Origin of the sequence: Streptomyces sp. R11, from assembly GCF_041051905.1 — a bacterium.
Taxonomy (GTDB): domain Bacteria; phylum Actinomycetota; class Actinomycetes; order Streptomycetales; family Streptomycetaceae; genus Streptomyces.
Map to the genome: position 1 here is coordinate 3,819,234 of NZ_CP163432.1, position 25,511 is coordinate 3,844,744.

The window sequence follows — 25,511 nt, forward strand, 5'->3', positions numbered from 1 at the left end:
CCGTCGTGCACACGGTAGCGACCCGGCGCACGGCGGCACTCGAGAGGTCCAGACCACCTCGGAGCCAGGCAGGCATACTTCACAACCCGGGCGTATCGTCGGTGGTGAGTCACCTCGGGAAGGAGCTCTGCATGGGCATCTTCGACAAGTTCAAGAACCGTCACGCGCAGGACAAGACCAGGGACATGTCCGACACCGCGGAACGGAAGGCGAACGAGAAGACGGGCAACAAGTACGAGAGCCAGGTCGACGACGCGCAGCAACGGATGGAGCGCGGAACGGGCATGGATCGCGACCGGCCGCCCGAGCAGCCATAGGCAGCCGTAGGGCTTGAGGCCCACGGAGGCCCACGCGACCGTAGGGCAGGGCGCCGACGCCGGGGCACAGGCACACCTCAGCGCACCTGTCGGCGCCCGAGCCACAGGCTCTCAGCGCACCACCTCAGACCCAGAGGCCGTCCGCGGGACCCAACTCCCGCGGGCGGCTTCACGGTTGTCGGGTTGCGTCCAGGCCCCCTGCCCCTCGGCTCCCGCTCCCCCAGCGGGCTCCCCGGAACTCCTCAGACCCTGCCGATCCCCAACGTAGTCTCCGACGGCAGCAGGCCGGAGGACAGCACGGCCACCCAGAACTCCCCCAGCAGCTCCACGAGGCGGTCGATCTCGTCCTGAGTAAGTGACTGCCAAGGTCCGGCGGCAAGTTGGTCGGTGTGCTCCTCGACGGTGCGGCGGAGTTCGCGGCCCGCCTCCGTGGCCGTACCGTCGGCGTCGATCAGACCCCGGGCGGTAAGGCGTTCCCGGGCTGACGTCCATTGCGCCGGGGTCCAGCCGCGACTCTCGAAGCGCTCGACCGACGCGGCACCTATCGCGGCGAAGGACACCAGGGACTCGACCGGGTCGAGGCCGGCCACCATCAGGGCAGCTATGTGGCCGTCACCTCGGTGCTCGCGCAGGATTGTCGCCGCGTGCCAGAGCTGGAGGTGCGGGGCCCGCGGCCACTCCAGGGCGGCATGGGCCGCGGCGAGCGGGCGGCCCGCGATGTCCGCCGCCTCGGCAACCCGGCGGGCGAGGGCTGCGGCTTCCGCCATCTCGGGGCTGTCCGTCCGGTCGCCGAGTATCGCGCGGTAGGCCCGGTCGATCCCCCGCACCCGCGCCTGAAGCAGCGCCTCGGCACTCGCGATCTTCCACGCGGGGTCGATGTGCTCGGCGACCATGCGAGGGCTGAAGCTGTAGAACGCGGACGCGACCCGTTCCGCACCGATCGCCCCCAACGGCGCTGCACGGTAAGGGAAGTAGCTCGGCCAGCGCTCCTCGGTGTCGTAACCGAGCGCCGCGGCCTCCTCGAAGACTGCCGGCGCGTAGTACAGCACCGCGTGAAGAGGCTCCAGCAGGTGCCAGAGCTGACGTACGCGATCCAGCCCCAGCTGCCCCTCGTGCTTGACCATGACGCAATCCCCCGTTCGAAGTTCCGGATCCCCAACCCAGTGCAACTTGACACTGACAAGATTGCCGGACGCGCCAGAACTTGTCAATGCCTAGATTGTGCGTACGCTGCTGCCCATGCCCCCCGCACCGCAGCCACCCCGTTCCCAGCAGCCGCCGCCCCGCGGCGCTCATGCCCCCCGCCGCCCCTACCACCACGGCGACCTGCGCCGCGCCATCCTCACCGCCGCGCTGGATGTCATCGCCGCCGACGGCCCCTCCGCACTGAGCCTGCGTGACCTCGCCCGGCGCGCCGGTGTCTCGCACGCCGCACCGGCCCACCACTTCAAGGACCGCACCGGACTGCTCACGGCGATCGCCGCAGAGGGATTCGGTCTGCTCGCGGGCACGCTCAACGAGGCCGCGGATTTGAAGGACGCCGGCGTGCGCTACGTCCGCTTCGCACGCGAGCACCCCGCACACTTCCAGGTGATGTTCACACCCGAGCTACTGCGCACCGACGACCTGGAACTGACCACGGCGCGCACCCTGGCCGGCGACGCGCTGCGCGGCGCCGTCTCCGCCGTACGGCCCGAGAGCCTCGGCATCGACGCCCGCCTGGCCGGCGTCGCCGCCTGGTCCCTGGCGCACGGCTTCGCCACGCTGCTCCTCGGCCACAACCTGGACGGCCCGGTCGGCGACAAGGACCCCGAGGAGGTGTTCCGGACACTGGCGGCGATGATGTTCCGGACCGGACCCTGAGACATGGCTTGACCTCAAGTCCACTTGAGGTCTCAGAGTGGTCGGCATGACCACTGAAACCGCAGACGACAACTCCCTGCAGCCCGCCGGTAGCGAGGCCGCCCGGATCGGCGAGACCGAGTCCGTCCGGAACGCCGACATCAAGGCTGTCGAAGAGGCGGACCTCAAGGCCATCGCACGGGTCGTCGCCACCGTCGAGCGCACCCAGCGCGCCAAGGACGCCGAAGGCTTCCTCGCGCTCTTCCACTCCGACGCCCTGTGGACGACCGCCCACGGCAAGGTCCTCATCGGCTTCGACGCCATCGCCGAGTTCACCCGCGCCGTGCTGCCCGCTGCCACCTGGGACGGCGAGGTCACCTACGAGGTGGCGCACGCGCAGTTCCTGCGGCCCGACGTGGCGGCCGTCAAGGTCCGCCAGGTGTACCACTCACCGAGCGGCGACACGGAGGGCGCCCCGCTGTACGTCATGACCAAGCAGGGCGACGGCCGGTGGCTGCTGCACGCCTGCCAGAACACCGAGGTGCGGGTCGACTAGGGCCCGCCCGCGCCGGCCGCCCGCCCGCCCGTCCACGGCCCCGGGATCGCCCGCTCGCGATCCCGGCACCGCCCCGCTCACGACCCCAGAATCGACGCCAGGAACTCCCCGACCCACCCCAGCAGCTCCCGTCCGACCAGCGGCTTCCCGCCCACCTTGGCGGTCTTCGGGCGCGGGACCAGCAGTTGGTTCACCGCCGGCTTGATGACGGTGCCGGGGTAAAGGCGCTTGACCCTGAGCTCCTGGGACTCGCGCAACTCCACGGGGGCGAAGCGGATGTTGTTGCCCTGCAGGACGATCTCGCCGACGCCGCACGCGCGGGCCAGCATGCGCAGGCCTGCCACGAGGAGGAGGTTCTCGACGGGCTCGGGCAACTTGCCGTAGCGGTCGACGAGTTCCTCGCGTACGGACTTGACGTCCTCCTCCGTGTTGGCGGAGGCGATGGCGCGGTAGGCCTGCAGGCGGAGGCGTTCGCCGGGTGCGTAGTCGTGGGGGACGTGGGCGTCGACGGGGAGCTCGATCTTGACCTCGAGCGGGGGCTCCTCCTCGATGCCGCCTTCCAGGGACGCCCGGTAGTCCGCGACGGCCTCGCCGACCATGCGGACGTACAGGTCGAAGCCGACTCCGGCGATGTGCCCGGACTGCTCGCCGCCGAGGAGGTTGCCCGCGCCTCGGATCTCCAGGTCCTTCATCGCCACGTACATGCCCGCGCCCATCTCCGTGTGCTGGGCGATGGTGGCGAGGCGCTCGTGGGCGGTCTCGGTCAGCGGCTTCTCCGGCGGGTACAGGAAGTACGCGTACCCGCGTTCGCGCCCGCGTCCGACGCGGCCGCGCAGCTGGTGCAGCTGGGAGAGGCCGAAGTTGTCGCCGCGCTCCACGATCAGGGTGTTGGCGTTGGAGATGTCGATTCCGGACTCGACGATCGTCGTCGAGACGAGCACGTCGAACTTCTTCTCCCAGAAGTCGACGACGACCTGCTCCAGCGCCTGCTCCGACATCTGGCCGTGCGCCGTCGCGATGCGTGCCTCCGGGACGATCTCGCGCAGGCGCGCGGCCGCCCGGTCGATCGACTCGACCCGGTTGTGGATGTAGAAGACCTGGCCCTCGCGCAGCAGTTCACGGCGGATCGCGGCGCCGATCTGCTTCTCCTCGTACGGGCCGACGAAGGTCAGGACCGGGTGCCGCTCCTCGGGCGGGGTCGTGATGGTCGACATCTCCCGGATGCCGGTGACCGCCATCTCCAGGGTCCTCGGAATCGGGGTCGCGGACATCGTCAGGACGTCGACGTTCGCGCGCAGCTTCTTCAGCTGCTCCTTGTGCTCGACGCCGAAGCGCTGCTCCTCGTCGACGATGACCAGGCCCAGGTCCTTGAACTTGGTCTCCGACGAGAACAGCCGGTGCGTGCCGATCACGATGTCCACCGAGCCTTCGCGCAGGCCCTCCAGGACCGCCTTCGCCTCGGTGTCGCTCTGGAAGCGGGACAGGGCCCGGGTGTTCACCGGGAACTGCGAGTAACGCTCGGAGAACGTCCCGAAGTGCTGCTGCACCAGCAGGGTCGTGGGCACCAGTACGGCCACCTGCTTGCCGTCCTGGACCGCCTTGAAGGCGGCGCGGACCGCGATCTCCGTCTTGCCGTAGCCGACGTCGCCGCAGATCAGGCGGTCCATCGGGACCGACTTCTCCATGTCCTCCTTGACCTCTGCGATGGTCGTCAGCTGGTCGGGAGTCTCGGCGTACGGGAAGGCGTCCTCCAGCTCGCGCTGCCAGGGGGTGTCCGAGCCGAAGGCGTGCCCGGGGGCCGCCATGCGCGCGCTGTACAGCTTGATCAGGTCGGCCGCGATCTCCTTGACGGCCTTCTTGGCCCGCGCCTTGGTCTTCGTCCAGTCGGCGCCGCCCAGGCGGTGCAGGGTGGGGGCCTCGCCACCGACGTACTTGGTGATCTGCTCCAGCTGGTCGGTGGGGATGTAGAGCCGGTCGCCGGGCTGGCCGCGCTTGGCGGGGGCGTACTCCACGACGAGGTACTCGCGCGTGGCGCCCTGTACGGTCCGCTGCACCATCTCGATGTAGCGGCCGACGCCGTGCTGCTCGTGGACGATGTAGTCGCCCGCCTCCAGGGTCAGCGGGTCGATCGTCTTGCGGCGGCGGGCGGGCATGCGGGCGCCGTCCTTGCCGGCCGCCTTCTGCCCGGACAGGTCGGTCTCGGTCAGGACGGCCAGCCGGAGCGCCGGGTCCACGAAGCCGTAGTCGATCGAGCCGCAGGCGACATGGACGACCGACGGGGAGATCTCCCCGAGGTCGGACTCCAGGCGGGCCGCCACGCCCTCGCCGCCGAGCACCTCGACCGTGCGGGCCGCGGGGCCGTGCGCCTCGGTCACGAAGACCGTGCGCCAGCCGTCGGCGAGCCAGCCCTTGGTGTCGGCGAGGGCCTTCGCGGTGTCGCCGCGGTACGACTCGGGCGCGTGCATGCCCAGCTTGAGGGTGTCCGCGTCGAGCGTCTCGTCAGCGGCGAACGGCGACACCGACCACCACATCATCTCCAGCTCGCGCGCCCGGTCCCGGACGTCCGCGATGGACCAGAGGGAGGCCGCGCCGACGTCGATGGGCGCCTCGCCGCCGCCGGCCGTGGCGGCCCAGGAGGCATGCAGGAACTCCTGCGAGGTCGCCACGAGATCGGCGGCACGCGTGCGCACCCGCTCCGGGTCGCACACGACGGCCATGGCGCCCTTGGGCAGGACGTCGAGCAGCAGCTCCATGTCGTCGACGAGGACGGGGGCGAGGGACTCCATGCCCTCGACCGCGATGCCCTCGGCGATCTTGCCGAGCAGTTCGCCGAGCTCCGGGTGCTGTTCGGCGAGGGCACGCGCGCGTGCGCGTACGTCGTCGGTGAGGAGGAGCTCGCGGCAGGGCGGGGCCCACAGGCCGTGCTCGGCGACTTCGAGGGAGCGCTGGTCGGCGACCTTGAAGTAGCGGATCTCCTCGATGTCGTCGCCCCAGAACTCGATGCGCAGGGGGTGTTCCTCGGTGGGCGGGAAGACATCCAGGATGCCGCCTCGTACGGCGAACTCGCCCCGCTTCTCGACGAGCTCCACGCGCGCGTACGCGGCGGCCGCGAGGGCCTCCACGACGGCGTTCAGGTCGGCGGTCCGGCCGGTTCTCAGGGCCACCGGTTCCAGGTCGCCGAGGCCCGCGACCTGCGGCTGGAGGACGGAGCGTACGGGCGCCACCACCACGGAGACCGGGCCCGTCTCGGGGTCGTCGGTGCTGGGGTGGGCGAGGCGGCGCAGGACCGCGAGGCGGCGGCCGACGGTGTCGCTGCGGGGGCTGAGGCGCTCGTGCGGGAGGGTCTCCCAGGACGGGTACTCCACGACGCCCTCCTGGGGGAGGAGGGAGCGCAGGGCTGCCGCGAGGTCCTCGGCCTCCCGGCCCGTCGCCGTCACCGCGAGGACCGGGCGGTCCGTCTCACGGGCGAGGGCGGCGATCGCGAACGGACGGGCCGCCGGGGGGCCGACCAGGTCGACGTGCATGCGGTTGCCGTCTGCGGCCGCCGTGATCGCTTCCGCGAGGGCGGTGTCCTTGACTACGGCGTCGAGCAGACCGTGCAGGCTCATGGAGGGGGGCTTTCCGTCCTGGGTGGGCAACACGAAGGGCCCGACACGTGTTGCGGGCCGGGGGCTTCCAGCGTACGTCGCTGCGCGGGCGGGCGCCGGGGCTGTGGATAACGTCCGTTCTCCGGTCGCCGGCGTTGACGTGACGTCGTGAAGGGGCTTCGCCCCTTCGACCCCGCCGGGGCCGCCGCCCCGGACCCCGCTTCGGCCCTGGACGGGCCTCGTCCTCAAACGCCGGACGGGCTGGATCGTGCGGACCGGCGCCTCGCACGTCCGACCGGCCGGAGCGCGCGGACCGGCGCCATGAAGCGACCGACTCGCACGGGTGGGCGAATACCCGAACGCCCGCACCACGTAGGGTCCCTCCATGCCCACCCCCGCCACCTCCCCGACCCGGGACACGTCCTCGGACCCCCACATACCGGCGCCCGGCCCGCGCGAGCCCGGGCACGCGCAGCCCGGTCCCGGGCGGCGTGATCCCTGGGTGCTCGCTGTCGTGCTGTTCGTCGGGTATGCGGTCGTCTCGGTCGGTCGTTACCGGCATCTGGGGCAGCGGTCGTGGGATCTGGGGATATTCGAGCAGGTCATCCGGTCGTACGCGCATCTTCAGGCGCCCGTCGCCGATCTGAAGGGGCCGGGGTTCAACATCCTGGGGGATCACTTCAGCCCGGTGACGGTGCTGCTGGCGCCGGTGTACCGGGTCTTCCCCTCGTCGGTGACGCTGCTCGTCGCGCAGGCGGCGCTGTTCGCGCTGTCCGCCGTGCCCGTCACGCGCGCCGCGGCCCGGCTGCTCGGGCGGCGGCGGGGGCTCGCGATCGGTATCGCGTACGGGCTGTCGTGGGGGCTTCAGCAGGCCGTCGACTTCGACTTCCACGAGATCTGCTTCGCCGTCCCTCTCATCGCCTTCAGCCTCGAGGCGCTTCTCGGGCAGCGCTGGCGCGCCGCTCTGCTGTGGGCGGTTCCGCTCGTCCTCGTGAAGGAGGACCTGGGGTTCACCGTCACCGCCATCGCCCTGGTCGTCGCCTGGCGGACACGCCACCTCTCGCCGCGCGCGTTCCGGTACGCCCTCGGCGTCGCCGTGTTCGGCGTGGTGGCCGTCGCTCTCACGCTGCTCGTGGTCATACCGAGCTTCAACTCCGCCGGCACCTACGACTACTGGAACAAGGTGAGCGAGTCCGGCGGCGGCGGACCCCTCGACGGCCTCGACACCAAGCTCCGCACGCTGTGCTGGCTGCTCATCCCCACCACCGGGCTGCTCGCGCTGCGCTCCCCGATCCTGCTCATCGCCCTGCCCACCATCGGCTGGCGTTTCGTCTCCTCCTACTCGCAGTACTGGGGCACCGACTGGCACTACAGCGCCGTCCTCATGCCCGTCGTCAGCCTCGCGCTCGTCGACGCCCTCGACACCGCCCGGCACAGCACGCGCGCGTGGCTGCGGTCGTACGTCCAGCACCTGCCGGCCGCCGTCGCCGCGGCCTCGGTCGCGCTGACGACCTCGCTGCCGCTGTCCGCGCTGGCCGAGGGGGAGATCTATCGCAAGCCCGCGCGCGTGAGCGCCATCGAGCGGCTGCTGGGCACGGTTCCGGACGGCGCCTCCGTCGAGGCGAACATCGCCCCGATCAGCCGGCTCACCTCACGCTGCCGCGTCTTCTGGGTCACCAACACGCAGGGCATCGAGCCGGACTTCATCGCCCTCGACAACTCCCGCAAGCGCTACCGCGATGTCGAGGCCTACGCCCGCACCCTGCACCCCGACGCCCGGTACACGATCAAGGGCACCGCGTACGGAGTCGTGCTCCTGGAACGCCGGACGGGATAGCGGACGGAGCATCAGGGGGCGCCCCCGCACACGTCCGGGCCCGGTCCGAAGGTGTCGCCCTCGGACCGGGCCCGTCCCCCGCAACCCCCGTGTGCGGTGGCTATTCGGTCGCGATCGCGTTGAGTACGTTCATCCGGCCCGCCCGGAACGCCGGCACCAGGGCCGCGAACAGGCCCACGAAGGCCGAGCCGATGAAGACCCCGATGATCGTCGGCCACGGGATGTCGAGGACGTTCAGGCCCTCCAGGGCGAGCAGCCGCTGGGCCGTCGCGCCCCAGCCCATGCCGAGCCCGAGGCCCAGCAGGGCGCCGAACAGGGCGATCACCACGGATTCCATGCGGATCATGCGGCGCAGCTGGCGGCGGGAGAGGCCGATGGCGCGCATCAGGCCGATCTCGCGGGTGCGTTCCACCACCGACAGGGCCAGGGTGTTCACCACGCCCAGGACCGCGACGATGATCGCCAGGGCGAGCAGGCCGTAGACCATGTTCAGCAGCTGGCCCATCTGGTCCTTCAGCTCCTCCTTGTAGTCGGTCTGGTCGCGGACCTGGTACTGCGGGTAGTCGTGCAGCGACTTCTTCAGGGCCGCGTACGCCGCTTCCTCCTGGCCCTCCTTCGCCTTGCCGAACATGATCTGGCTCTGCGGGATCCGGTCGGCGGGGAGGTACTTCTGCACGGTCTCCATGCTGATGTAGCGCGCGCCCTGGTCGAACGCGGTGTCGTCCTTCGTGATCGCCGCGACCTTCAGCTTCGCCGTCTCGCCGCCCTTGAAGGCGACCGTGATGGTGTCGCCGACCCGCACGCCGTGCTTCTTGGCGTAGTCGGAGCCGACCGACATGGCGTCCTTGCCGTAGGCGGCGGACAGGGTGCCCGCCGTGGTCGCACGGCGCAGGTCCTCGGCGTACGTCGGGTCGGCGGCCGTGAGCCCGGAGTCGTCGGTCTTGCCGTCCGGCGAGGTCAGGGTGGCGTCGATCTCCTTGTTGCGGGTGACGTGGGCGAGGCCCGGCGTCTGCTGCATGGCCTTCTCGGCCTGCGCCACGATCAGCCCCTGCTGCGGCATGACGATGAAGTCCGCGCCCACCGACTTGTCCAACTCGCTCGTGGCCGAGGCGACCATCGAGGAGCCGACCACCGACAGACAGGCGACCAGCGCGAGGCCGATCATCAGGGCGGCGCCCGTGGCACCGGTACGGCGCGGGTTGCGCAGGGCGTTGCGCTCGGCCAGGCGGCCGACGGGGCCGAAGGCGCGCAGCAGCACCGCGCTGATCACGCGGACCACGACGCCCGCGAGGAGCGGGCCGATGACCACGAAGCCGATCAGGGACAGCACCACGCCGCCGCCCAGCATCAGCGCGCCGTCGCCGGCCTTGTCGGCGGTGGCGGCCGCGTAGAGGGCGAAGACACCGGCGCCCGTCAGGACCAGCCCGACCAGGCCGCGGATCCAGCCCGCCTTGCCGTCGGCCGGTGTGCCGGCGTCGCGCAGGGCGGCCATCGGGGAGACCTTGCCGGCGCGGCGGGCCGGGAGGTAGGCGGCCAGCACCGTCACCACGACGCCGAGGATCAGACCGACCAGGGGGGTCGTGACCTTGACCGTGAGGTCGTCGGTGGAGAGGTTCATGCCGGCCATCGACATGAGCTTCATCAGGCCGACCGCGATGCCGACGCCGGCGCCCACGCCGAGGACGGAGCCGACGAAGCCCAGCAGCAGCGCCTCCACCAGGACGGACCGGTTGACCTGCCGGCGGGAGGAGCCGATCGCCCGCATCAGGCCGATCTCGCGGGTGCGCTGGGCGACCAGCATCGAGAAGGTGTTGATGATCAGGAAGATGCCGACGAGGAACGCGATCCCGGCGAAGCCGAGCATGGCGTACTTGATGACGTCCATGAACGCGCTGACGTCCTTGCGGTTCTCGTCGGCGGTCTCCTTGGCCGTCTGGATCTTGTACGTGCCGTCCAGCGACTGTGCGACGTTCTGCTTGAGCTGTGCGTCGCTCACGCCGTCCGCCGCGGTGACGGAGACCTGCGTGAAGCGGCCGGTGGCGCCGAGCAGGGTGCGCTGGGCGGTCTCGGTGTCGAAGTAGACGACGGCCGCGCCCGGGTTGGTGACCTTCCAGGAGGCGATGCCGACGATCCGCGCGCGGATGTCGCCGGTGGCGGCGATGGTGCGCAACTCGTCGCCCAGCTCGAGGTCGTGCTTGTCGGCGGTGTCCGCGTCGACCATGACCTCGGTGGGCCCGCGCGGGGCGTGCCCGGAGGTGATCTCCATGGACTTCTTGTCGTTCTCGGTCCAGTTGCCGGCGAAGGTGGGCGCGCCGGTGGAGGAACCCATGTTCTTGTTCTCGGAGTTGACGACGGTCACGCTCATAGAGGCGACCGCGCCCTCCGCCTTCTTGACGCCGTCGACGGCCGCGACCTGTTCGACGGCCGAGGCGGGCAGCGAGACGGGCTTGCCCGTGCCGCCGCCGTCGTCCTCGTCCTCGGCGTCCTTGGGGCTGACGGTGACGTCGGAGGACGTGACGGCGAAGAGCTTGTCGAAGGTCGTGTTCATCGTGTCGGTGAACACGAGCGTGCCGCACACGAAGGCGACCGACAGGAGCACCGCCACGGCCGAGAGGGCCATGCGCCCCTTGTGCGCGAAGAAGTTGCGCATCGAGGTCTTCAGGACGGTCATGACGTACGTCCCCGGGCGTCGAAGTCCTTCATGCGGTCCAGGACGGCCTCGGCGGTCGGCTTGTGCATCTCGTCGACGATGCGCCCGTCCGCGAGGTACAGCACCCGGTCCGCGTACGAGGCGGCGACGGGGTCGTGCGTGACCATCACGATGGTCTGCCCGAGCTCGGTGACGGACCGCCGCAGGAAGCCGAGCACTTCGGCGCCCGCGCGCGAGTCGAGGTTTCCGGTGGGCTCGTCACCGAAGATGATCTCCGGCCGCGCGGCGAGCGCACGGGCGACGGCGACACGCTGCTGCTGGCCGCCGGAGAGCTGGGTGGGCCGGTGCTTGAGCCGGTCGGAGAGCCCCACGGTGTCGACGACACGCCCCAGCCAGGCCCGGTCGGGCTTGCGGCCGGCGATGTCCATGGGCAGCGTGATGTTCTCGATGGCGTTGAGCGTCGGCAGCAGGTTGAACGCCTGGAAGATGAAGCCGATCCGGTCCCGGCGCAGCTGCGTGAGCTTCTTGTCCTTGAGCCCGGTGATCTCGGTCTCGTCGAGGTAGATCTGGCCGCTGGTGACGGTGTCGAGCCCGGCGAGGCAGTGCATCAGGGTGGACTTGCCGGACCCGGAGGGGCCCATGATCGCGGTGAACTGGCCACGCGCGATGTCCACGTCGACGTGGTCGAGAGCGACGACCCGGGTCTCCCCCGAGCCGTACGCCTTGACGACCTGCCGCGCCCGCGCGGCAACGGCCGTACGCCCTCCAGTACCCCCGTGCCTGGGAATGGTCACAGCCGATGTCACGGTATGTCTCCTATGTCTTGCGACGGTCGGTCATTGCTACGACCGTCAGTCTCGTGGTGGGAGAGGGGCCGGCGCGCTGGTGCCCAGCCCCCTCTTGTGCGGGGGAAAACCCCACCCCCGCCGGTTCGGTGAGCCGCCCCCCAGCGGCGTAAAGCCAGGTTAAGGACGGACACCGGGGCGTCTCGTCCTCCGCCGGTACGAACCCTCCCCGACCCCTGGTACGGAGGTACCCCTAGGGGCACTCCACCCTTCGATGGAGAGCGTCTCGGGGTCGTCTCCTCCCTCGGACCCACTGAGGCTCCACCCTCCCGCCGCGTGAGGGTCAAGTGGGAAGCTGTTCGGCGGCAGATAGGTGCAAGGGGAAAGCAACAGGAGAGGACCCCGGTGGGCAGTACGAGACCCGCTATACGCGAGACCGCACAGCGCACCGGAACAGCGAAGCGGGGAGCCGTGGTCGCGGCCCTGATGCTCGCGATGGCACTGGCGGCACTCGACGCCACCATCGTCTCCACCGCCGTACCGCAGATCGTCGGCGACCTCGGCGGCTTCTCCGTCTTCTCCTGGCTGTTCTCCGGCTATCTCCTGGCCGTGACGGTGACCCTCCCGGTCTACGGCAAGCTCTCCGACACCTTCGGCCGCAAGCCGGTGCTGATCGCGGGCGCGGCGCTGTTCCTGCTGGGGTCGCTGCTGTGCGCGGTGGCCTGGAACATGGGGGCGCTGATCGCGTTCCGGATCGTGCAGGGGCTGGGCGGCGGGGCCCTGCAGGGGACGGTGCAGACGCTGGCCGCCGACCTGTACCCGCTCAAGGAACGCCCGAAGATCCAGTCCAAGCTGTCGACGGTGTGGGCGGTCTCGGCCGTGGCCGGGCCCGGGGTGGGCGGGGTCCTGGCGGCGTACGCGGACTGGCGCTGGATCTTCCTGATCAACCTGCCCATCGGGGCGGTGGCGTTGTGGCTGATCGTGCGGTACCTGCACGAGCCGCAGCGCGCCAAGGACGCGAGTGCGGACACGACGGCCACGCGCGCGCGTGTCGACTGGGCGGGCGCGCTGGCGGTGTTCGCGTGCGGGGGCGTGCTGCTGACGGCGCTGGTGCAGGGCGGGGTGGCGTGGCCGTGGCTGTCGGTACCGTCGATCGCCTTGTTCGCCACGGGACTTGCGCTCGCGGCGGTCGTGGTGATCGTGGAGCGCCGGGCGGCCGACCCGATCATCCCCGGGTGGGTGTGGCGGCGCCGGACGATCGCGGCGGTGAACCTGGCGCTGGGCGCCCTGGGGCTGTTGATGGTGGCGCCGGCGGTGTTCCTGCCGACGTACGCCCAGTCGGTGCTCGGTCTGGCGCCGGTGGCGGCCGGATTCGTGCTGTCCGTGTGGACGTTGAGCTGGCCGGTGTCGGCGGCGCTGAGCCAGCATGTGTATCGCAGGATCGGCTTTCGCAACACGGCGATGCTGGGCATCGGGACGGCGTCGCTGGTCCTGCTGGCGTTTCCGTTCCTGCCGTATCCCGGGCAGGCGTGGCAGCCGACGCTGCTGATGCTGTTGCTGGGGGCGGCGCTGGGGTTGTTCCAACTGCCGCTGATCGTGGGCGTGCAGTCGACGGTGGGCTGGTCGGAGCGGGGTACGGCGACGGCGTCGGTGCTGTTCTGCCGCCAGACAGGGCAGACGCTGGGCGCTGCGATCTTCGGCGCGGTCGCCAACGGGGTGCTGGCGTCGCGGCTCGGCGGGGCGAGCGACCTGGACTCGGTGACACGGGCCCTGGATTCCGGCAGCGCGGCCCCGGAGGCCACCAGGCGGGCCATCGCCGACGCGGTGCACGCCGTGTATCTGGGGGCGTCCGGTGCGGCGGCGCTGGCGTTTTTGGTGCTGTTGCTGCTGGCACCGAGACGGTTCCCGGTCCTCAACGAGGACGACTCACGGAAGACGGACGTGGACCTCGGGGTTGGCCGGTGACGGCCCGTCGAGGACGGGCTGCGGGACGCCCTTCAGGTGCAGGTCGAAGAACGCGGCGACGTACGCGCGCGTGAGGGCCAGTGAACGCCCGTAGGGCAGCGGCGCGGTGTCCGGGATGCCGAGGAGTTCCCCGAGCAGAGGCGCGTCGGTGAACGAGCCGTGGTCGGTTCCGTCGAAGGTGAGCCAGCGCTTCCAGCCGTCGAGCTCGGCCCAGGTCTCGTCCCATGTCGTGTCGCGCGGGGGCCTGTTCGCGGCCCCGATCATCAGGAAGGGCCGGCCGTCGAGTCCGCCGGCGGGCACCGGGGAGAAGAAGGTGCCGTCCATGTTCACGCCGGCCCGCACGCGCGCGTCGGCGGCCATCGTCGCGGCGGCGGCGTTGCCGCCGATGGAGTGCCCGGCCATGCCGATCCGCTTCGCGTCGATCACGCGCGCGTGCCGCCACGCGGGGTGCCGCCCCGTCAGCCGGTCGAGCACGAAGGAGACGTCCTCGGCACGGCTCCGAGCAACGGCCGAACCGCCGATCGAGGAGAACTCGTCGCAGATGGCGCAGGGCAGCGTCCGCCCGTCGGGGAGGGTCGTACCGGCGTTCTCGTACGGGTGGTCGACCAGCGCGACGACGTATCCGCGGCTGGCGAGGTCCTCGGCGAGACCGGTCAGGGTCGCGCGCGGCAACGTGAACCCGGGCGAGAGCACGAGGAGCGGGAACCGGCCGTGCGCCGGACGGGCCTCCATGTGCGCCCAGGTGCGTACGCCGCTGATCTCCTCCGGCGGAACCGTGGTGTCCGGGACCCTCGACTCCAGCAGCAGACGGGCCTCTTCGGTGGTCATGTAGGGGGCCGTCGCTCCGCCCGTGCCGGGGCGGGCGGGGTAGTACATGGACACCATGAGCTGACGGGCACCGGCGGACGGCACCCAGGGGTCCGGTCGGTCGTGGTCGACGAGGTGGAGGGTGTTGCGGCCGACGGCATGCGGGCCGGTCGGACGCGGGAGTCGGGCCGACGCGGCGGGGGTGGCGGAGACCGCGGAGTCGGTGAGGGCAGAGCCAGCGGACACGGGCGCGGCAGAGGCGGGCCCCGCGGCGTCGGCGGACACGGTCAGGGCGGGCCCGAGCGCGAGGACGGCGGACGCGGCGACCGCTAAGAAGCGTGATCGGTTCATGCAAACGACGCTAGGCCGCGGCCCCTGACCGGGCATCGACCCGGAGTCCCCTCCTCCGGACGCCCGGTGGTACCGCGGACGGACACATACCCTGGCCGTCATGCTGACGTTGGAACGCCTGCGAGCCGACCACGCGCCCGCCCTTCTCGCCTTCGAGGCGGAGAACCGGGAGTACTTCGCGCGTACGATCCCGGACCGCGGCGACGCGTACTTCGAAGCCGCCGGGTTCGCCGCCAGACACCAGGCCCTGCTGGCCGAACAGGACGCCGGAATCTGCCACTTCCATGTCGTACTGGACGACGAGGGCCAAATCGTCGGACGGGTCAACCTGATGGACGTCGAGGACGGCTGCGCCGAACTCGGGTACCGCGTCGGTGAGCGGGCGGCCGGCAAGGGCGTCGCCACGGCGGCGGTGGCACAGTTGTGCCGGATGGCCGCGACGACGTACGGACTGAAGTCCCTGGTCGCCATCACCACCCTGGACAACCTCGCCTCCCGGACCGTCCTGGAGAGGAATGCCTTCACCGTGGTGGAGGGCATCACCATCGACGGACGGCCCGGGGTCCGTTACCGGCTCTCGCCCGACGCACTGGTTCACCTGAAGTAGCGCGGCCGTCGCCTGCTGTAGCCCATAGCCGACTCAAAAGTCTGAGTTAACGGCGGTAACACTCCAGGTCAGACACGGTTCGGTGAAGGAAGTGCGTACCGACCACTCAGTTTGACGAAACCCTCGCGTTCGGACGTACTCCGAAGTAACGTGCGTGGCTCGCCCGCCCCCCACACTCCCTGCGGTCCGCCGCACCGGACCCGAGTCACGCAAGGAGCACGGGATGTCCTCCCCGTACGACCCATACGCCGGCTACCCCTGGCAACCCCCCGACCCGCCAGCACCCCCGCCCCCACACCACCGAACCCCCGATCACCCACCCCTCGGGCACCACCGTGACCTGCGGATCCTGCGCACCGCCTACCGCTGGCAGCGGCGCGTGGCGACGCTCACCGCGCTCGGCTACTTCACCCTCTTCCTGATCCTGTCCGCGTTCGCGCCCGGGTTCATGTCGAGCACGGTCACCGACGGCCTGCCCGCGGGCCTGCTGCTCGCACTGCTCCAACTGCCGGTCACCTGGCTGGCGATATGGCTGTACGAGCACACCGCCCGGCGTTACGTCGACCCGCTCGCGGACCGCATCCGCAAGGAGGCCGCGGTGGACGCCAAGCGGGAGGCGGGCAGGCAGGGCACGGGGCAGAGGGAGACGTGGCGATGACGGAGTTCAGCGATAACGCGCAGGCGATGTCGCTGGTCGCCTTCTGTGCGGTGGCCACCGTCACGCTGCTGTTGTGCGTGATGACGGGCCCGGACCGGGACGACCTCGACGAGTTCTACACGGGCTACAGCTCCCTGTCCCCGATGCGCAACGGCCTGGCGATCGGCGGCGACTACATCAGCGCGGCCACCGTGCTCGGGACCACCGGTGTGGTCGCGCTGTGCGGTTACGACGGGATCGTGCTGGCCCTGAGCACCGCCCTGTCGCTGATGCTGCTGATGTTCCTGCTGGCCGAACCCCTGCGCAACGCGGGTCGGTTCACCATGGGCGACGCGCTCGCGCGCCGGATGCCGGGGCGGGGCGTACGGATCGCGGCCTGCGCGGTGACGCTGGCCGCGCTGGTGCCGCTGATGCTCGTGCAGCTGGCCGGGACCGGGCAGCTGCTGGCGTTCATCCTCGGATTCTCGAGCGACACACTGAAGACGGGGTGCATCGTCGGCCTGGGCGTGCTGATGATCAGCTACGCGGCGATCGGCGGGATGAAGGGCACCGCGCTCATCCAGATCCTGAAGCTGGTGATGCTGCTCGGATCGGGCGCCGTGGTCGCCGTACTGGTGCTGGACCGGTTCGACTGGGACCCGGGCGCCCTGTTCAACGCGGCGGCGGACCGCAGCGGGGTCGGCTCGGCGTTCCTGGAGTCGGGTCTGCAGTTCGCGGGTGGTCCGCATCCCCGGCTCGACATGATCAGCTCCCAGCTCGCGGTCGTCCTCGGCGGTGCGGTCCTGCCGCACATCACCATGCGCATGTACACCGCGTCGGGCGCTCGTCAGGTGCGCCGCTCCATGTCGTGGGCGGTGTCGAGCGTGGCGCTGTTCGTGCTGGTGATCACGGTGGTCGGCTTCGGCGCGACGGCACTGATCGGGCGCGAGGTGATCGCCGGGGCGGACCCGCAGGGCAACACGGCGTATCTGCTGGGCTCCAGGGCCGCGTTCGGCGCCGAGGTATCCACCGCGGAGACGCTGCTGTTCACGGCGGTCACCACGGCCATCTTCCTGACCGTGCTCGCCTCGGTCGCCGGCATGATCCTCGCCTGCGCCAACTCCCTCGCCCACGACGTGTTCGCCACCCGGCTGCGGGAGCTGTCCGGCCGCCGCGAGATGATGGTGGCGCGGCTGGCGGCGCTGGCGGTGGGCGTCCCGGCGATCGTGCTGGCGACGATGGTCCAGCACCGCAGCCTTCAGCCGCTGGTGACGCTGTCCTTCACGCTGGGCGCCTCGGCGATCGCCCCGGCCCTGGTCTACAGCCTCTTCTGGCGCCGGTACACGCGGACCGGTCTGCTGTGGACGCTGATCGGCGGCTCGCTGGTCGTGCTGGTGATGATGCCGGGGACCAATCTGGTCTCCGGGTCGCCGGTCTCAGCCTTCCCTGAAGCCGACTTCAACTGGTTCCCGTTCACGACGCCCGGGCTCGTGTCGATTCCGGCCGGGTTCCTCCTCGGCTGGCTGGGGACGGTCGTGTCGGGGCGGAACAAGTCGGAGGAACAGCGACGGCAGTACGAGGCCGTCGAGGGGTGGATTCTGGCGGGGGCGGTACGCAGGGGGAACTGAGCCTGCCTCACGGGGCCGGGGTCGGGGTCCGTTGCGGATCCCGGCCCCCCTTCACTCCAGGGCCGCCTGCCGCTCCAGCGTCGAGAGGCTGTTGCGCATCTGGTCCATCTGCATGCGCACCTCGTCCCACGTCTCCCCGTGCTCGCGCAGCACCTGCTCGGTGTCCCGGGCGATCTCCTCCGCCCGCTTCCGAGCCTGCTCGACCACCTCCTCCGCACGCGCCTGCGCCTCCTCCTGCAGGGTTTTCGCCGTGGTCTCCGCGTCCGCGAGCTCCTGGCGCGCCTCGGCCAACGCGGCCTCGGCCCGCGCCACCCCCTCCGCCTCCGCCGCCTCCACCGCGGCCAGCCCCTTCTCGGCCTCCCGCTCGGCCTCCTCCTCCCGCTCGGCATGTTCCTTGGCCTGCTGGGCGAGCAACACCTTGGTGCGCTGGCGCGCCTCGCGCATCGGGCCGAGCGCCTCCCCGCGCTCCTCCTTCACCTCACGCCGGGCGGCGATACGGATCTCGCCCGCCTCACTGCGCGCGACGAGCAACCGCTGACGGGCGTACTCCTCGGCCTCGGCGCTCACGGCGTCGGCGTGCGCCTGTGCCGCGTCACGCACCTCGTCCGCGTACGTCTGAGCCTCCTCCATCAGCCGCTTCGCCTCCTTGTGCGCGCCCTCCCGCACGGCGGCGGCCTCCTCCTGCACCATCTCGAACAGCCGCCACGCCCGATGCCCGAGTTCCTCGTACGTCTGCGGGTCGAGTTCCTCCACCACCTCGCGCAGCCGCTCCGCCTCCGCCTCCATCTCCCTGGCGAGCACGGTGAGCCGGGCGGCCCGCTCCCAGGCGGCGTCACGGTCGCGAAACAGGTCATCGATGTAGGCGTCGACCTGTTCGGGACGGTAGCCACGCCCTCGTACGACCACGAAGTCGTAGAGCGGGACCGGTGCGCTGCTCATCCTTGACCCCTCTCCGCCGAACGGATGCGAAATGATGATTTAGCGCACATCTTGATGTATCGGACGGAAGCGTTCATAACGCGACACTCCGCGCAGGAGGCACGGCACGGTGGGCACAGAGGCACAAAGGCGCGGCGAGTAGCGCATACGCAAAGGGCCGGCCCCGGTCGCACAACCGGGAGCCGGCCCTTTCACAACCCGCACGCCGCCGTCAGCGGCAGTCGGGTGACATCACCTCACATCGAGCGGACGCACGGCGTCACAACAGCCCGTCCCACATCTGCTCCAGCAGCACCGACCACCAGCTCTCCGGCGACCCGAGCGCAGCCGGGTCGAGCGAGGCGAGCTGGGCCTGGAAGTCGACGGTCCAACGGCCCGCCTGCTCCTGGTTCAGGCCGAAGCGAAGGCGCCACATCCGGCCCAGCAGCGCCAGGCAGCGCTGGAACTCGGGCAGGCCCGTGTTCACGAACTGCGGCGGTACGGGCGCGCCGCCCGGGCCCGCCTCCACGGGCACGGCGACGATGTTCGCCGTCCCGTACTGGACACAGATCGCCTTGCCGAAGTCGCTGCCCATCACCAGGTACGACCCCGCGTCCGACGCCGGCTGCACCCCGCGCTCCTGCGCCAGCTCCGCCAGCGTCGGAACGGGCCGTCCCGGCTGGGCCTGCGCCCAGAAGAACGGACCCATGTCCATCGGCAGACCACCGACCACCAGGCAGTGCGCCACGACCGGCGGCACGCCCTGCCGGGACACGGCGGCCTGCTCGAACCGGAAGAGCCCCGGCCCGAACGCCCCCGCCAGCTCCTGCGCCACACCCTCCGGCGGAATCGGCGGCACCGGCTGCACCGGCTGCACCGGGACACGCACCGGCGCCGGCCGGGCGGGCCCGTCGGCCACCTGGTGCAACTCTCCCTGATGGGCGATCAGCTGCTGCATGCCCTGCTGCCGGCTCGCGTGATCCGTGCCGTACGGCGCGATCGACGTGATCCGCGCCTGCGGCCACTGCTCCCGGATCATCCGCGCGCAGTACGCGCCCGGCAGCTCACACGACTCCAGCTCGGTGTGCAGCTCCAGCACCTGGTCCGGGGGCACGTTCATGCCCCGCAGCTCGTGGAAGATCTGCCACTCCGGATGCGGTGTACCCGGCGCCGAACGCCGGATCAGCTGCTGCTCCGAACCGTCCTGCGCGCGGTAGCGGAGAACGGCCTGGTAGCCGGGGCCCACGGTCGGCTGACCGGCGGGCGGCTGCGGGTAGCCGTACGCAGGGGGCTGACCCGGACCTGACTGGCCGGGCGGGGGGATGGCGCCGGGCGGCATCGGGGGCTGGGGGGCGCCGGGCGGAGTGCCCATGGCGCCGGGCGGCATGCCCGGAGCTCCGGGCGGGGCTCCGGGAGCGCCGGGCGGAGTGCCGAGTGCGCCCGGCGGAACACCAGGAGCTCCGGGTGGCCTACCCGGGGCGCCCGGCGGCATGCCTGGAGCGCCGGGCGGCTGCGGCGCGCCGGGCGCCGACGGCGGAGGCGGCACACCGGGTCCGCCCACCGAGGGTGCGGCGAGCACCGTCTCCGCGTGGTGAACACCATCGCGAGCGCCGCCGGGGGCACCCGGAGCACCGGGCGCGCCAGGGGCACCCGGAGGCTGCGGCGCACCAGGCATACCCGGAGCGCCCGGAGCACCGGGCGGGTTCGGGATGCCGGGCGAGTTCGGCGCACCGGGCATACCCGGAGCGCCGGGAGCACCAGGCGGGTTGGGAAGACCGGACGGATTCGGCGCACCTGGCGCCCCAGGGGGTCCAGGCGGCTGCGAGGCGCCGCCCATCTGGCTCGGGTCGGCCAGCACGGTCGCGGCATGGTGCACACCGCCCGGGGGCGTACCGCCGGGCGTACCGGGCGGGTTGGGGGTGCCCGGAGGCTGCGGCGCGCCGGGTGCCCCGGGCGCACCCGGGGTGCCCGGCGGCTGCGGAATGCCGGGCCCGTCGGGGCCGAGCGACGACACCAGCTGCGTCGGAACGTACCCGCCCCCCGGCGTACCCGGAGCGCCCGGTGTCCCCGGAGCCCCGGGCGGAGGCGGCGGCGTGGCCCCACCCCGCGCACGAGGAGGCGCCGCCTTACTGGTCGCGGCATCGGCGATGTCCCCGGCGTTGGGCGCAAGCGACCGCCCGGGCGCCTCCGGAGCCTGCGGCGCACCCTGCGGGTAGCCGTAGGAAGGGGCAGGCGGCGGCGTGGCACCCGCTCCAGGGACACCCGGCGCGGGCGTACCCGGCGCACCCGGCCCCTGCGGATAGCCGTACGAAGGCGCACCCGGCGGCGGAGGCGGCGTACCCGGCCCGCCCGCACCCTGCGGATACCCGTACGAAGGAGGCGTCCCCGGCGGCGAAGGCGGCGCGCCCGGCGCGTCGGAACCGTCCAGCGCCGGCGAGACCGCGGTCTTCGGAAGCTGGCTGCCGCCCGACATCAGCGCCGTCTTGGCGTCCGGCGGCGTGGCGTCGTCACCGCTCAGCGGCGGCGCGAACACCGTCTCCGGCAACGGCACCGACCGGTCCTCACCGGGATCGGCGTTGGTGTCCGTACCGGCCCAGGGAGTCGCCCCTTCAGGCACCCCGGGCTCCCGCGGCGGAGGAGTCGACGCCGACGCGGCACCCACCGGCACCCCGCCCTGCGTCTCGGGCAGCGACCCGGCACCCGACGTACCAACGCCCGCACCGGTGTCGAAGTCCGAAACCGAGGCCGAGCCCGAACCGGAACCCGAGCCCCCGTCCCGCCGGTCCGGAACCCCTATCCGGTCCGCCGCCTCCTGCAACCACTCCGGCGGAGTCAGCAGGAACGACGTCTGGTTCAGATCCACCCGCGCCGGAGCCGCCGGCGCCGGTTGCGCAGCCGCGTCCCCACGGCCGTACTCCTCCTCGTACCGGCGAATCACCTCACCCACCGGCAGCGCGGGCCACAACGTGGCCTCCCCGCTGTCCCGGGCGATCACCAGCCGCTGCGCGCCCCCGTCAGAACGCGGACCGTCCGCGCGGTCCTCGGCCCACACCACGAACCCGAGCCCGAACTCCCGTACCCGCACCTCACGGTGCTGGTACGCCGGCACCTCACCGTTGATCCACTCTTCCGCACGCTCCTGCGCCTGTGCGAACGTCACCATCGCGAAGCTCACTCCCCCACAGCCGCGGCAGCAACGGGCACCGCACGCGCGAACCCGCCGTCCACCATCAGATTCGCCACCGTCTCCAACTCCGGCGGAGAACCCGCCAGCCGGGACAGAAACGCGTCGAAGTCCTCACCGCAGGGCATCAACAGCCGCTCCACACGCTCCGCCGGCGGCCACGAGGGATCGACGTCCCGCGCGTCGTCGTACGCGCAGAACCACACCGAACCCAGCCGGTCGCCCTTCACCTTCACGGCCAGCAACCCGCCCTGCACGAACCCGACACCCAGGTAGTCCTTGGTCAGATGGTCGCGCAGACACTTGTTGACATAGACCAGGTCATTGACCGCGGCCTCGTCCCGCACCGTGAACAGCGGCTGGTCGACCAGCAGACCCAACTCGGCGTCCAACGCCGTCCCCACCGGCGCACATCCGCCCGCGGCCTTCAGGAACGATCGATACGCCCCCGGCAACCGGTACCCGAGATCCTCCTCGACCCCCAGTGCCTGCGCCTCCGTCACCGCCACACCCGACTTCGGCAGCCGGAAGTGCGCCGGCCGCGTCTCCTGCAACGGCCGTGTCCCCCGCTTGTCGTGGTCCACCGCCGACGTCGCGATACCGCCGTGATGCCGCAGCAACGCCTTCACCTCGACCGGAACCAGCTCCAGCCGCCGCGAACCCACCACGTGATGCCACGTCCAGCCGTGCGGCGTCGCCACCGCCGGCACCGTGTCCCACAACGCGTGCCCCGACGCCGCCAGCGCCGCGTTCGCCGACACATAGTCCGTCAGCCGCAACTCGTCGACCCCGAAGCCCTCCGGCGGCTCCGCGATCTCCACCGCCGCGCGCGCATACGGCGAGAAGTCGGGGTGTCCACGCTCGTCCACCCGTACTCCTCTCGGGTGACGCGACGCGCGAACCGGATCCGGGAAATGCACGACCTGCCCGGCGTAGGCCGCGTTCGGCGGCGCGGCGTGTCCCCCGGCCTGGCGGCCGGGAGGTGCCCCCAGCCCGAGCCGACCTGTCGTCATGGCGGTTGCCCCCTGCGGCGCTCAGATACGGTCCGCCATGACCACTCTCGGTCACAACGCCCCGTATCAACTGTCTCGTCCCCGTCCACGCGTCACTGCATGGAAAGCGGTGCCGACAGCCTATGCGGTACGACGACACCGGTCACCGGCGCCGGTTGTGACCCCCTCCGCTTCCGTGACCAGCCGTCACCCTGCCGTGACAGCCCGCCCAAACCCGGGCGTGTCGCGACGCCCCAGCTTCCGCACCCGCCACGCCATTTGGCACTCTGTGACGTCCGAGAGCATGCCCGGGGGATGCTCGGGAGGGGATGAGAACATGAACGCGACGCAGACAGGCCAACCCGCCGCCAGGTCCGGCGACCCCCGCATCGGCTGGAGCGCCACCGAAAACCCCCACGCGCCCGCCCTCCGCCACCGCCGCGACGGCATACTCCCCACCGTCGCCGCCGCCCTCTCCGTCCGCGGCGAAACCCTCACCGGCACCGCGGCCCGCGGCGACCAGCCCCCCGCACTGCACCACCTCGTCCAGGACTTCCTCGACACCCTCACCAGCGGCCAACGCGACCGCTTCACGGGCCGCTGCGCCGAGACGATCCTGATCTCACGCCACATCGCCGCGGCCGACGCCACCCGCAGCAAACGCGCCGCCCGCAAACCCATGACCAACGGCGAAGCACGCAAAGCCCTCAAACAGGCCAAACTCACCGCCCGCCGCATCCGCGAGGACGGCGACCCCCTGCACGGCAGCTTCGCCACCCCCTGCCGCGCCTGCACCGCCCTCAGCGCCCACTTCGGCGTCCGCATCGTCGATCCGGCAGCGGCAGACGGCTGACCTCACCCCGCCACAGACTGCCGACCCACCCCCCACCACACTCACCCCGCACGTCCCATAGGCACCGACGAACGAAGGGCAGATGCACACCGACCGCACCTCCACCACCCGCTTCCCCGTCCCCGTCGACGCCGCGCTACGCGCCGCCGGCTGGCAACCCGGACGCTGGGACATCAAGCAAGCGGAGATCTGGGCCGACACCCTGCGCGAACACGCCTCACCCGCAGGCCACCGCCACGCCGTCTTTCCCGCCGCGGTGGAAGCCTGGGCCGAATTCGGCGGCCTGCACCTCGCGCCCACCGGCCCCGGCCGCCAGGTCGCCCCCGCAACCCTGCACTTCGACCCGCTCCACGGCCTCCACATGGCCCGAACCCTCGGCGACCTCGGCCGCGCCCTCGACACCGAGGTCTGCCCCCTCGGCGCCGAAACCGACACCGATGCCCTCCTCGCCATCGACACCGAAGGCCGCATCTACGCCCTCGACCACACCGGCGACTGGTACCTCGGCCCCGACATCGACCAGGCCCTCGCCGGCCTCGTCGCCGGCATAGAACCGGCACGGCTCACAGCGGGCTGACACACGGCCGCACCGGCACCACCGGCCCAGCGACCGTGGACCGCGGCTACGCCGCCGGAATCACCGCCGACACCCGGAAACCCCCGGCATCCGTCGGCCCCGACACAAACACCCCGCCGAGCGCCACGACCCGCTCCTTCATCCCCACCAGGCCGTTACCCCCCGACGGCAGCCGCGCCAGCGACGCCGACGACAGCTCCGGCGGCGGCTCGTTCTCCACCTGCATCGCGATCTCCGACACCCGATGCGCGAGCCGTACATGCGTCTTCGCGCCCGCCGCGTGCTTGTGGACGTTCGTCAACGCCTCCTGCACCACCCGGAACGCCGTCTGCTCGATCTCCGGCGCATACGGCCGCGAGTCCCCCTCCACGGACAGATCCACCACCATCCCCGCCGCGGCCGACTGCCCGATCAGCTCGTCCAACTCCGACAGGCAGGGCCCCTCGGCGCCGACGTCGTCCCCGCCGACACCACGCCCCCGATCGGCCGCCGCAGCGGCAGCGGCCCCCACAGCCGCAAGCGGTACGGCAGCCCCCCGAGGCCGCTCCGCATCCGACGGCTGCCGCACGGCACCCCCACTGCGCAGCACCCCGAGCATCTCCCGCAACTCGGTCAACGCCTGCCGCCCCATGTCTCCCACGAGTGCGGCGTTCTTCACGGCCTTCTCGGGATCCTTCCGCGCCACGGCCTGGAGCGCCGCCGCGTGCACCACCATCAGGCTCACCCGATGCGCGACCACGTCATGCATCTCCCGCGCGATCCGCGTCCGCTCCTCGTTCCGCGCCCACTCGGCACGCTCCTCCGCGCGCTCAGCGAGCAACTGAAGCTCCCGCTCGAGACTGTCCGCCCGCTCCCGCAAGCTCTCCATCAGCCGCCGCCGGGCGCCCACATACAGCCCGAGCAGCAGCGGAGGCGCCGTCACACCGAGAGCCGTGGTGACCGACGCGAACGGAATCACCCAGTCCCCGAAGGTCAGATTCCCCCGCGCCACGTCCTGCCGCACCCACACGAACGTCACGATCAACATCCCGACGAACGACATCCCCGCGAGCGACGCGATGATCCGCCGCGGCAGCTCGGACGCGGCGAGGGTATAGAGGCCTACGACGCCCAGCAGGATGCCCATCTGGGCGGGCATGACGGCGATCGACACGAGCACGACTGCTATCGGCCACCGGCGCCGCACCAGGAGCACCGACCCGGCCAGAACCCCGAACACCACCCCCGCGGCCACCGGAATCCCGGCATCCCGCGCGAACCGAACCCCCTCCGCTCCGCACTCCAGCGCGGACACGACGGCCAGACTCACGTCCAGCACGGCACTGCGCAACCTGCCCCACCACCACGGCCCCGCCCCCGGTGGCGGTTCCCCGGCCTGCTCTTCCCCCGTCGTGGTCATGCCTCCAGCCTACGGGCGG

The 25,511-nt window shown here is 71.5% G+C and carries 19 protein-coding genes; 10 read left to right on the plus strand and 9 right to left on the minus strand.

Features of this window, described 5'->3' with window-relative positions; all coding sequences use genetic code 11:
* The first annotated feature begins 131 nt into the window (after positions 1 to 131).
* Positions 132 to 317, plus strand: a complete 186-nt coding sequence (locus AB5J55_RS17300; protein ID WP_369271543.1) for an Rv0909 family putative TA system antitoxin — start codon at positions 132 to 134, stop codon at positions 315 to 317.
* A 242-nt stretch (positions 318 to 559) separates the two neighbouring features.
* Here AB5J55_RS17300 and AB5J55_RS17305 read toward each other — a convergent pair whose 3' ends face one another.
* Positions 560 to 1,441, minus strand: coding sequence for a hypothetical protein (locus AB5J55_RS17305; protein WP_369271544.1), 882 nt, complete (start codon positions 1,439 to 1,441; stop codon positions 560 to 562).
* A gap of 115 nt (positions 1,442 to 1,556) precedes the next feature.
* Between AB5J55_RS17305 and AB5J55_RS17310 the strand changes: the two genes are divergently transcribed.
* Both AB5J55_RS17310 and AB5J55_RS17315 read left to right on the plus strand, forming a co-directional pair.
* Complete coding sequence (locus AB5J55_RS17310) at positions 1,557 to 2,180, plus strand: TetR/AcrR family transcriptional regulator (protein WP_369271545.1); 624 nt, start codon at positions 1,557 to 1,559, stop codon at positions 2,178 to 2,180.
* Between the two features lie 46 nt (positions 2,181 to 2,226).
* Positions 2,227 to 2,715: an SgcJ/EcaC family oxidoreductase gene (locus tag AB5J55_RS17315; protein WP_369271546.1), complete on the plus strand. Its 489-nt coding sequence runs from the start codon at positions 2,227 to 2,229 to the stop codon at positions 2,713 to 2,715.
* A 77-nt stretch (positions 2,716 to 2,792) separates the two neighbouring features.
* Here the strand turns inward: AB5J55_RS17315 and mfd are convergent, their stop codons facing one another.
* On the minus strand, positions 2,793 to 6,323 hold the full coding sequence (gene mfd / locus AB5J55_RS17320; RefSeq protein WP_369271547.1) for a transcription-repair coupling factor: 3,531 nt from the start codon (positions 6,321 to 6,323) through the stop codon (positions 2,793 to 2,795).
* 364 nt (positions 6,324 to 6,687) lie between these two features.
* On the opposite strand from mfd, the gene AB5J55_RS17325 reads away from it, so the two are divergent.
* Positions 6,688 to 8,139, plus strand: coding sequence for a DUF2079 domain-containing protein (locus AB5J55_RS17325; protein WP_369271548.1), 1,452 nt, complete (start codon positions 6,688 to 6,690; stop codon positions 8,137 to 8,139).
* A 100-nt stretch (positions 8,140 to 8,239) separates the two neighbouring features.
* Here the strand turns inward: AB5J55_RS17325 and AB5J55_RS17330 are convergent, their stop codons facing one another.
* Positions 8,240 to 10,810 (minus strand): ABC transporter permease, encoded by a 2,571-nt coding sequence (locus tag AB5J55_RS17330; RefSeq protein WP_369271549.1) that lies wholly within the window; start codon positions 10,808 to 10,810, stop codon positions 8,240 to 8,242.
* On the minus strand, positions 10,807 to 11,595 hold the full coding sequence (locus AB5J55_RS17335) for an ABC transporter ATP-binding protein (RefSeq protein WP_369271550.1): 789 nt from the start codon (positions 11,593 to 11,595) through the stop codon (positions 10,807 to 10,809). The genes AB5J55_RS17330 and AB5J55_RS17335 overlap by 4 nt, the downstream gene beginning before the upstream one ends.
* A 384-nt stretch (positions 11,596 to 11,979) precedes the next feature.
* Here AB5J55_RS17335 and AB5J55_RS17340 point away from each other — a divergent pair, with 384 nt between their 5' ends.
* Positions 11,980 to 13,539: an MFS transporter gene (locus AB5J55_RS17340; protein WP_369271551.1), complete on the plus strand. Its 1,560-nt coding sequence runs from the start codon at positions 11,980 to 11,982 to the stop codon at positions 13,537 to 13,539.
* Here the strand turns inward: AB5J55_RS17340 and AB5J55_RS17345 are convergent.
* On the minus strand, positions 13,501 to 14,697 hold the full coding sequence (locus tag AB5J55_RS17345) for an alpha/beta hydrolase family protein (protein WP_369271552.1): 1,197 nt from the start codon (positions 14,695 to 14,697) through the stop codon (positions 13,501 to 13,503). The genes AB5J55_RS17340 and AB5J55_RS17345 overlap by 39 nt on opposite strands.
* A 100-nt stretch (positions 14,698 to 14,797) precedes the next feature.
* Between AB5J55_RS17345 and AB5J55_RS17350 the strand changes: the two genes are divergently transcribed.
* The 3 genes from AB5J55_RS17350 (at position 14,798) to AB5J55_RS17360 (ending at position 17,569) form a co-directional block, all read left to right on the plus strand.
* The gene (locus AB5J55_RS17350) at positions 14,798 to 15,304 is read left to right on the plus strand and encodes a GNAT family N-acetyltransferase (protein WP_369271553.1); all 507 of its coding nucleotides are present in this window, start codon (positions 14,798 to 14,800) and stop codon (positions 15,302 to 15,304) included.
* Between the two features lie 223 nt (positions 15,305 to 15,527).
* The gene (locus tag AB5J55_RS17355; protein WP_369271554.1) at positions 15,528 to 15,962 is read left to right on the plus strand and encodes a DUF485 domain-containing protein; all 435 of its coding nucleotides are present in this window, start codon (positions 15,528 to 15,530) and stop codon (positions 15,960 to 15,962) included.
* Positions 15,959 to 17,569: a cation acetate symporter gene (locus AB5J55_RS17360; RefSeq protein WP_369271555.1), complete on the plus strand. Its 1,611-nt coding sequence runs from the start codon at positions 15,959 to 15,961 to the stop codon at positions 17,567 to 17,569. Before AB5J55_RS17355 ends, AB5J55_RS17360 begins: the two co-directional genes overlap by 4 nt.
* A gap of 51 nt (positions 17,570 to 17,620) precedes the next feature.
* Here the strand turns inward: AB5J55_RS17360 and AB5J55_RS17365 are convergent, their stop codons facing one another.
* From AB5J55_RS17365 to AB5J55_RS17375, 3 genes are all read right to left on the minus strand, one after another.
* Positions 17,621 to 18,508 carry a cellulose-binding protein gene (locus AB5J55_RS17365; protein WP_369271556.1) on the minus strand — a complete coding sequence of 296 codons (888 nt, stop codon included), beginning with the start codon at positions 18,506 to 18,508 and terminating at the stop codon, positions 17,621 to 17,623.
* A 259-nt stretch (positions 18,509 to 18,767) separates the two neighbouring features.
* Positions 18,768 to 21,650: an SUKH-4 family immunity protein gene (locus tag AB5J55_RS17370; protein WP_369271557.1), complete on the minus strand. Its 2,883-nt coding sequence runs from the start codon at positions 21,648 to 21,650 to the stop codon at positions 18,768 to 18,770.
* 8 nt (positions 21,651 to 21,658) lie between these two features.
* Positions 21,659 to 22,684: an SMI1/KNR4 family protein gene (locus tag AB5J55_RS17375; RefSeq protein WP_369271558.1), complete on the minus strand. Its 1,026-nt coding sequence runs from the start codon at positions 22,682 to 22,684 to the stop codon at positions 21,659 to 21,661.
* A 316-nt stretch (positions 22,685 to 23,000) separates the two neighbouring features.
* Between AB5J55_RS17375 and AB5J55_RS17380 the strand changes: the two genes are divergently transcribed.
* A complete protein-coding gene (locus AB5J55_RS17380) occupies positions 23,001 to 23,516 on the plus strand; it encodes a YwqJ-related putative deaminase (protein ID WP_369271559.1) in 516 nt (171 codons plus the stop codon).
* Between the two features lie 82 nt (positions 23,517 to 23,598).
* Positions 23,599 to 24,093 (plus strand): SUKH-3 domain-containing protein, encoded by a 495-nt coding sequence (locus AB5J55_RS17385; RefSeq protein WP_369271560.1) that lies wholly within the window; start codon positions 23,599 to 23,601, stop codon positions 24,091 to 24,093.
* Positions 24,094 to 24,139: 46 nt separating this feature from the next.
* Here AB5J55_RS17385 and AB5J55_RS17390 read toward each other — a convergent pair whose 3' ends face one another.
* Entirely contained in the window at positions 24,140 to 25,492 is a 1,353-nt protein-coding gene (locus AB5J55_RS17390; RefSeq protein WP_369271561.1) for a sensor histidine kinase, read from the minus strand.
* Positions 25,493 to 25,511: the final 19 nt, after the last annotated feature.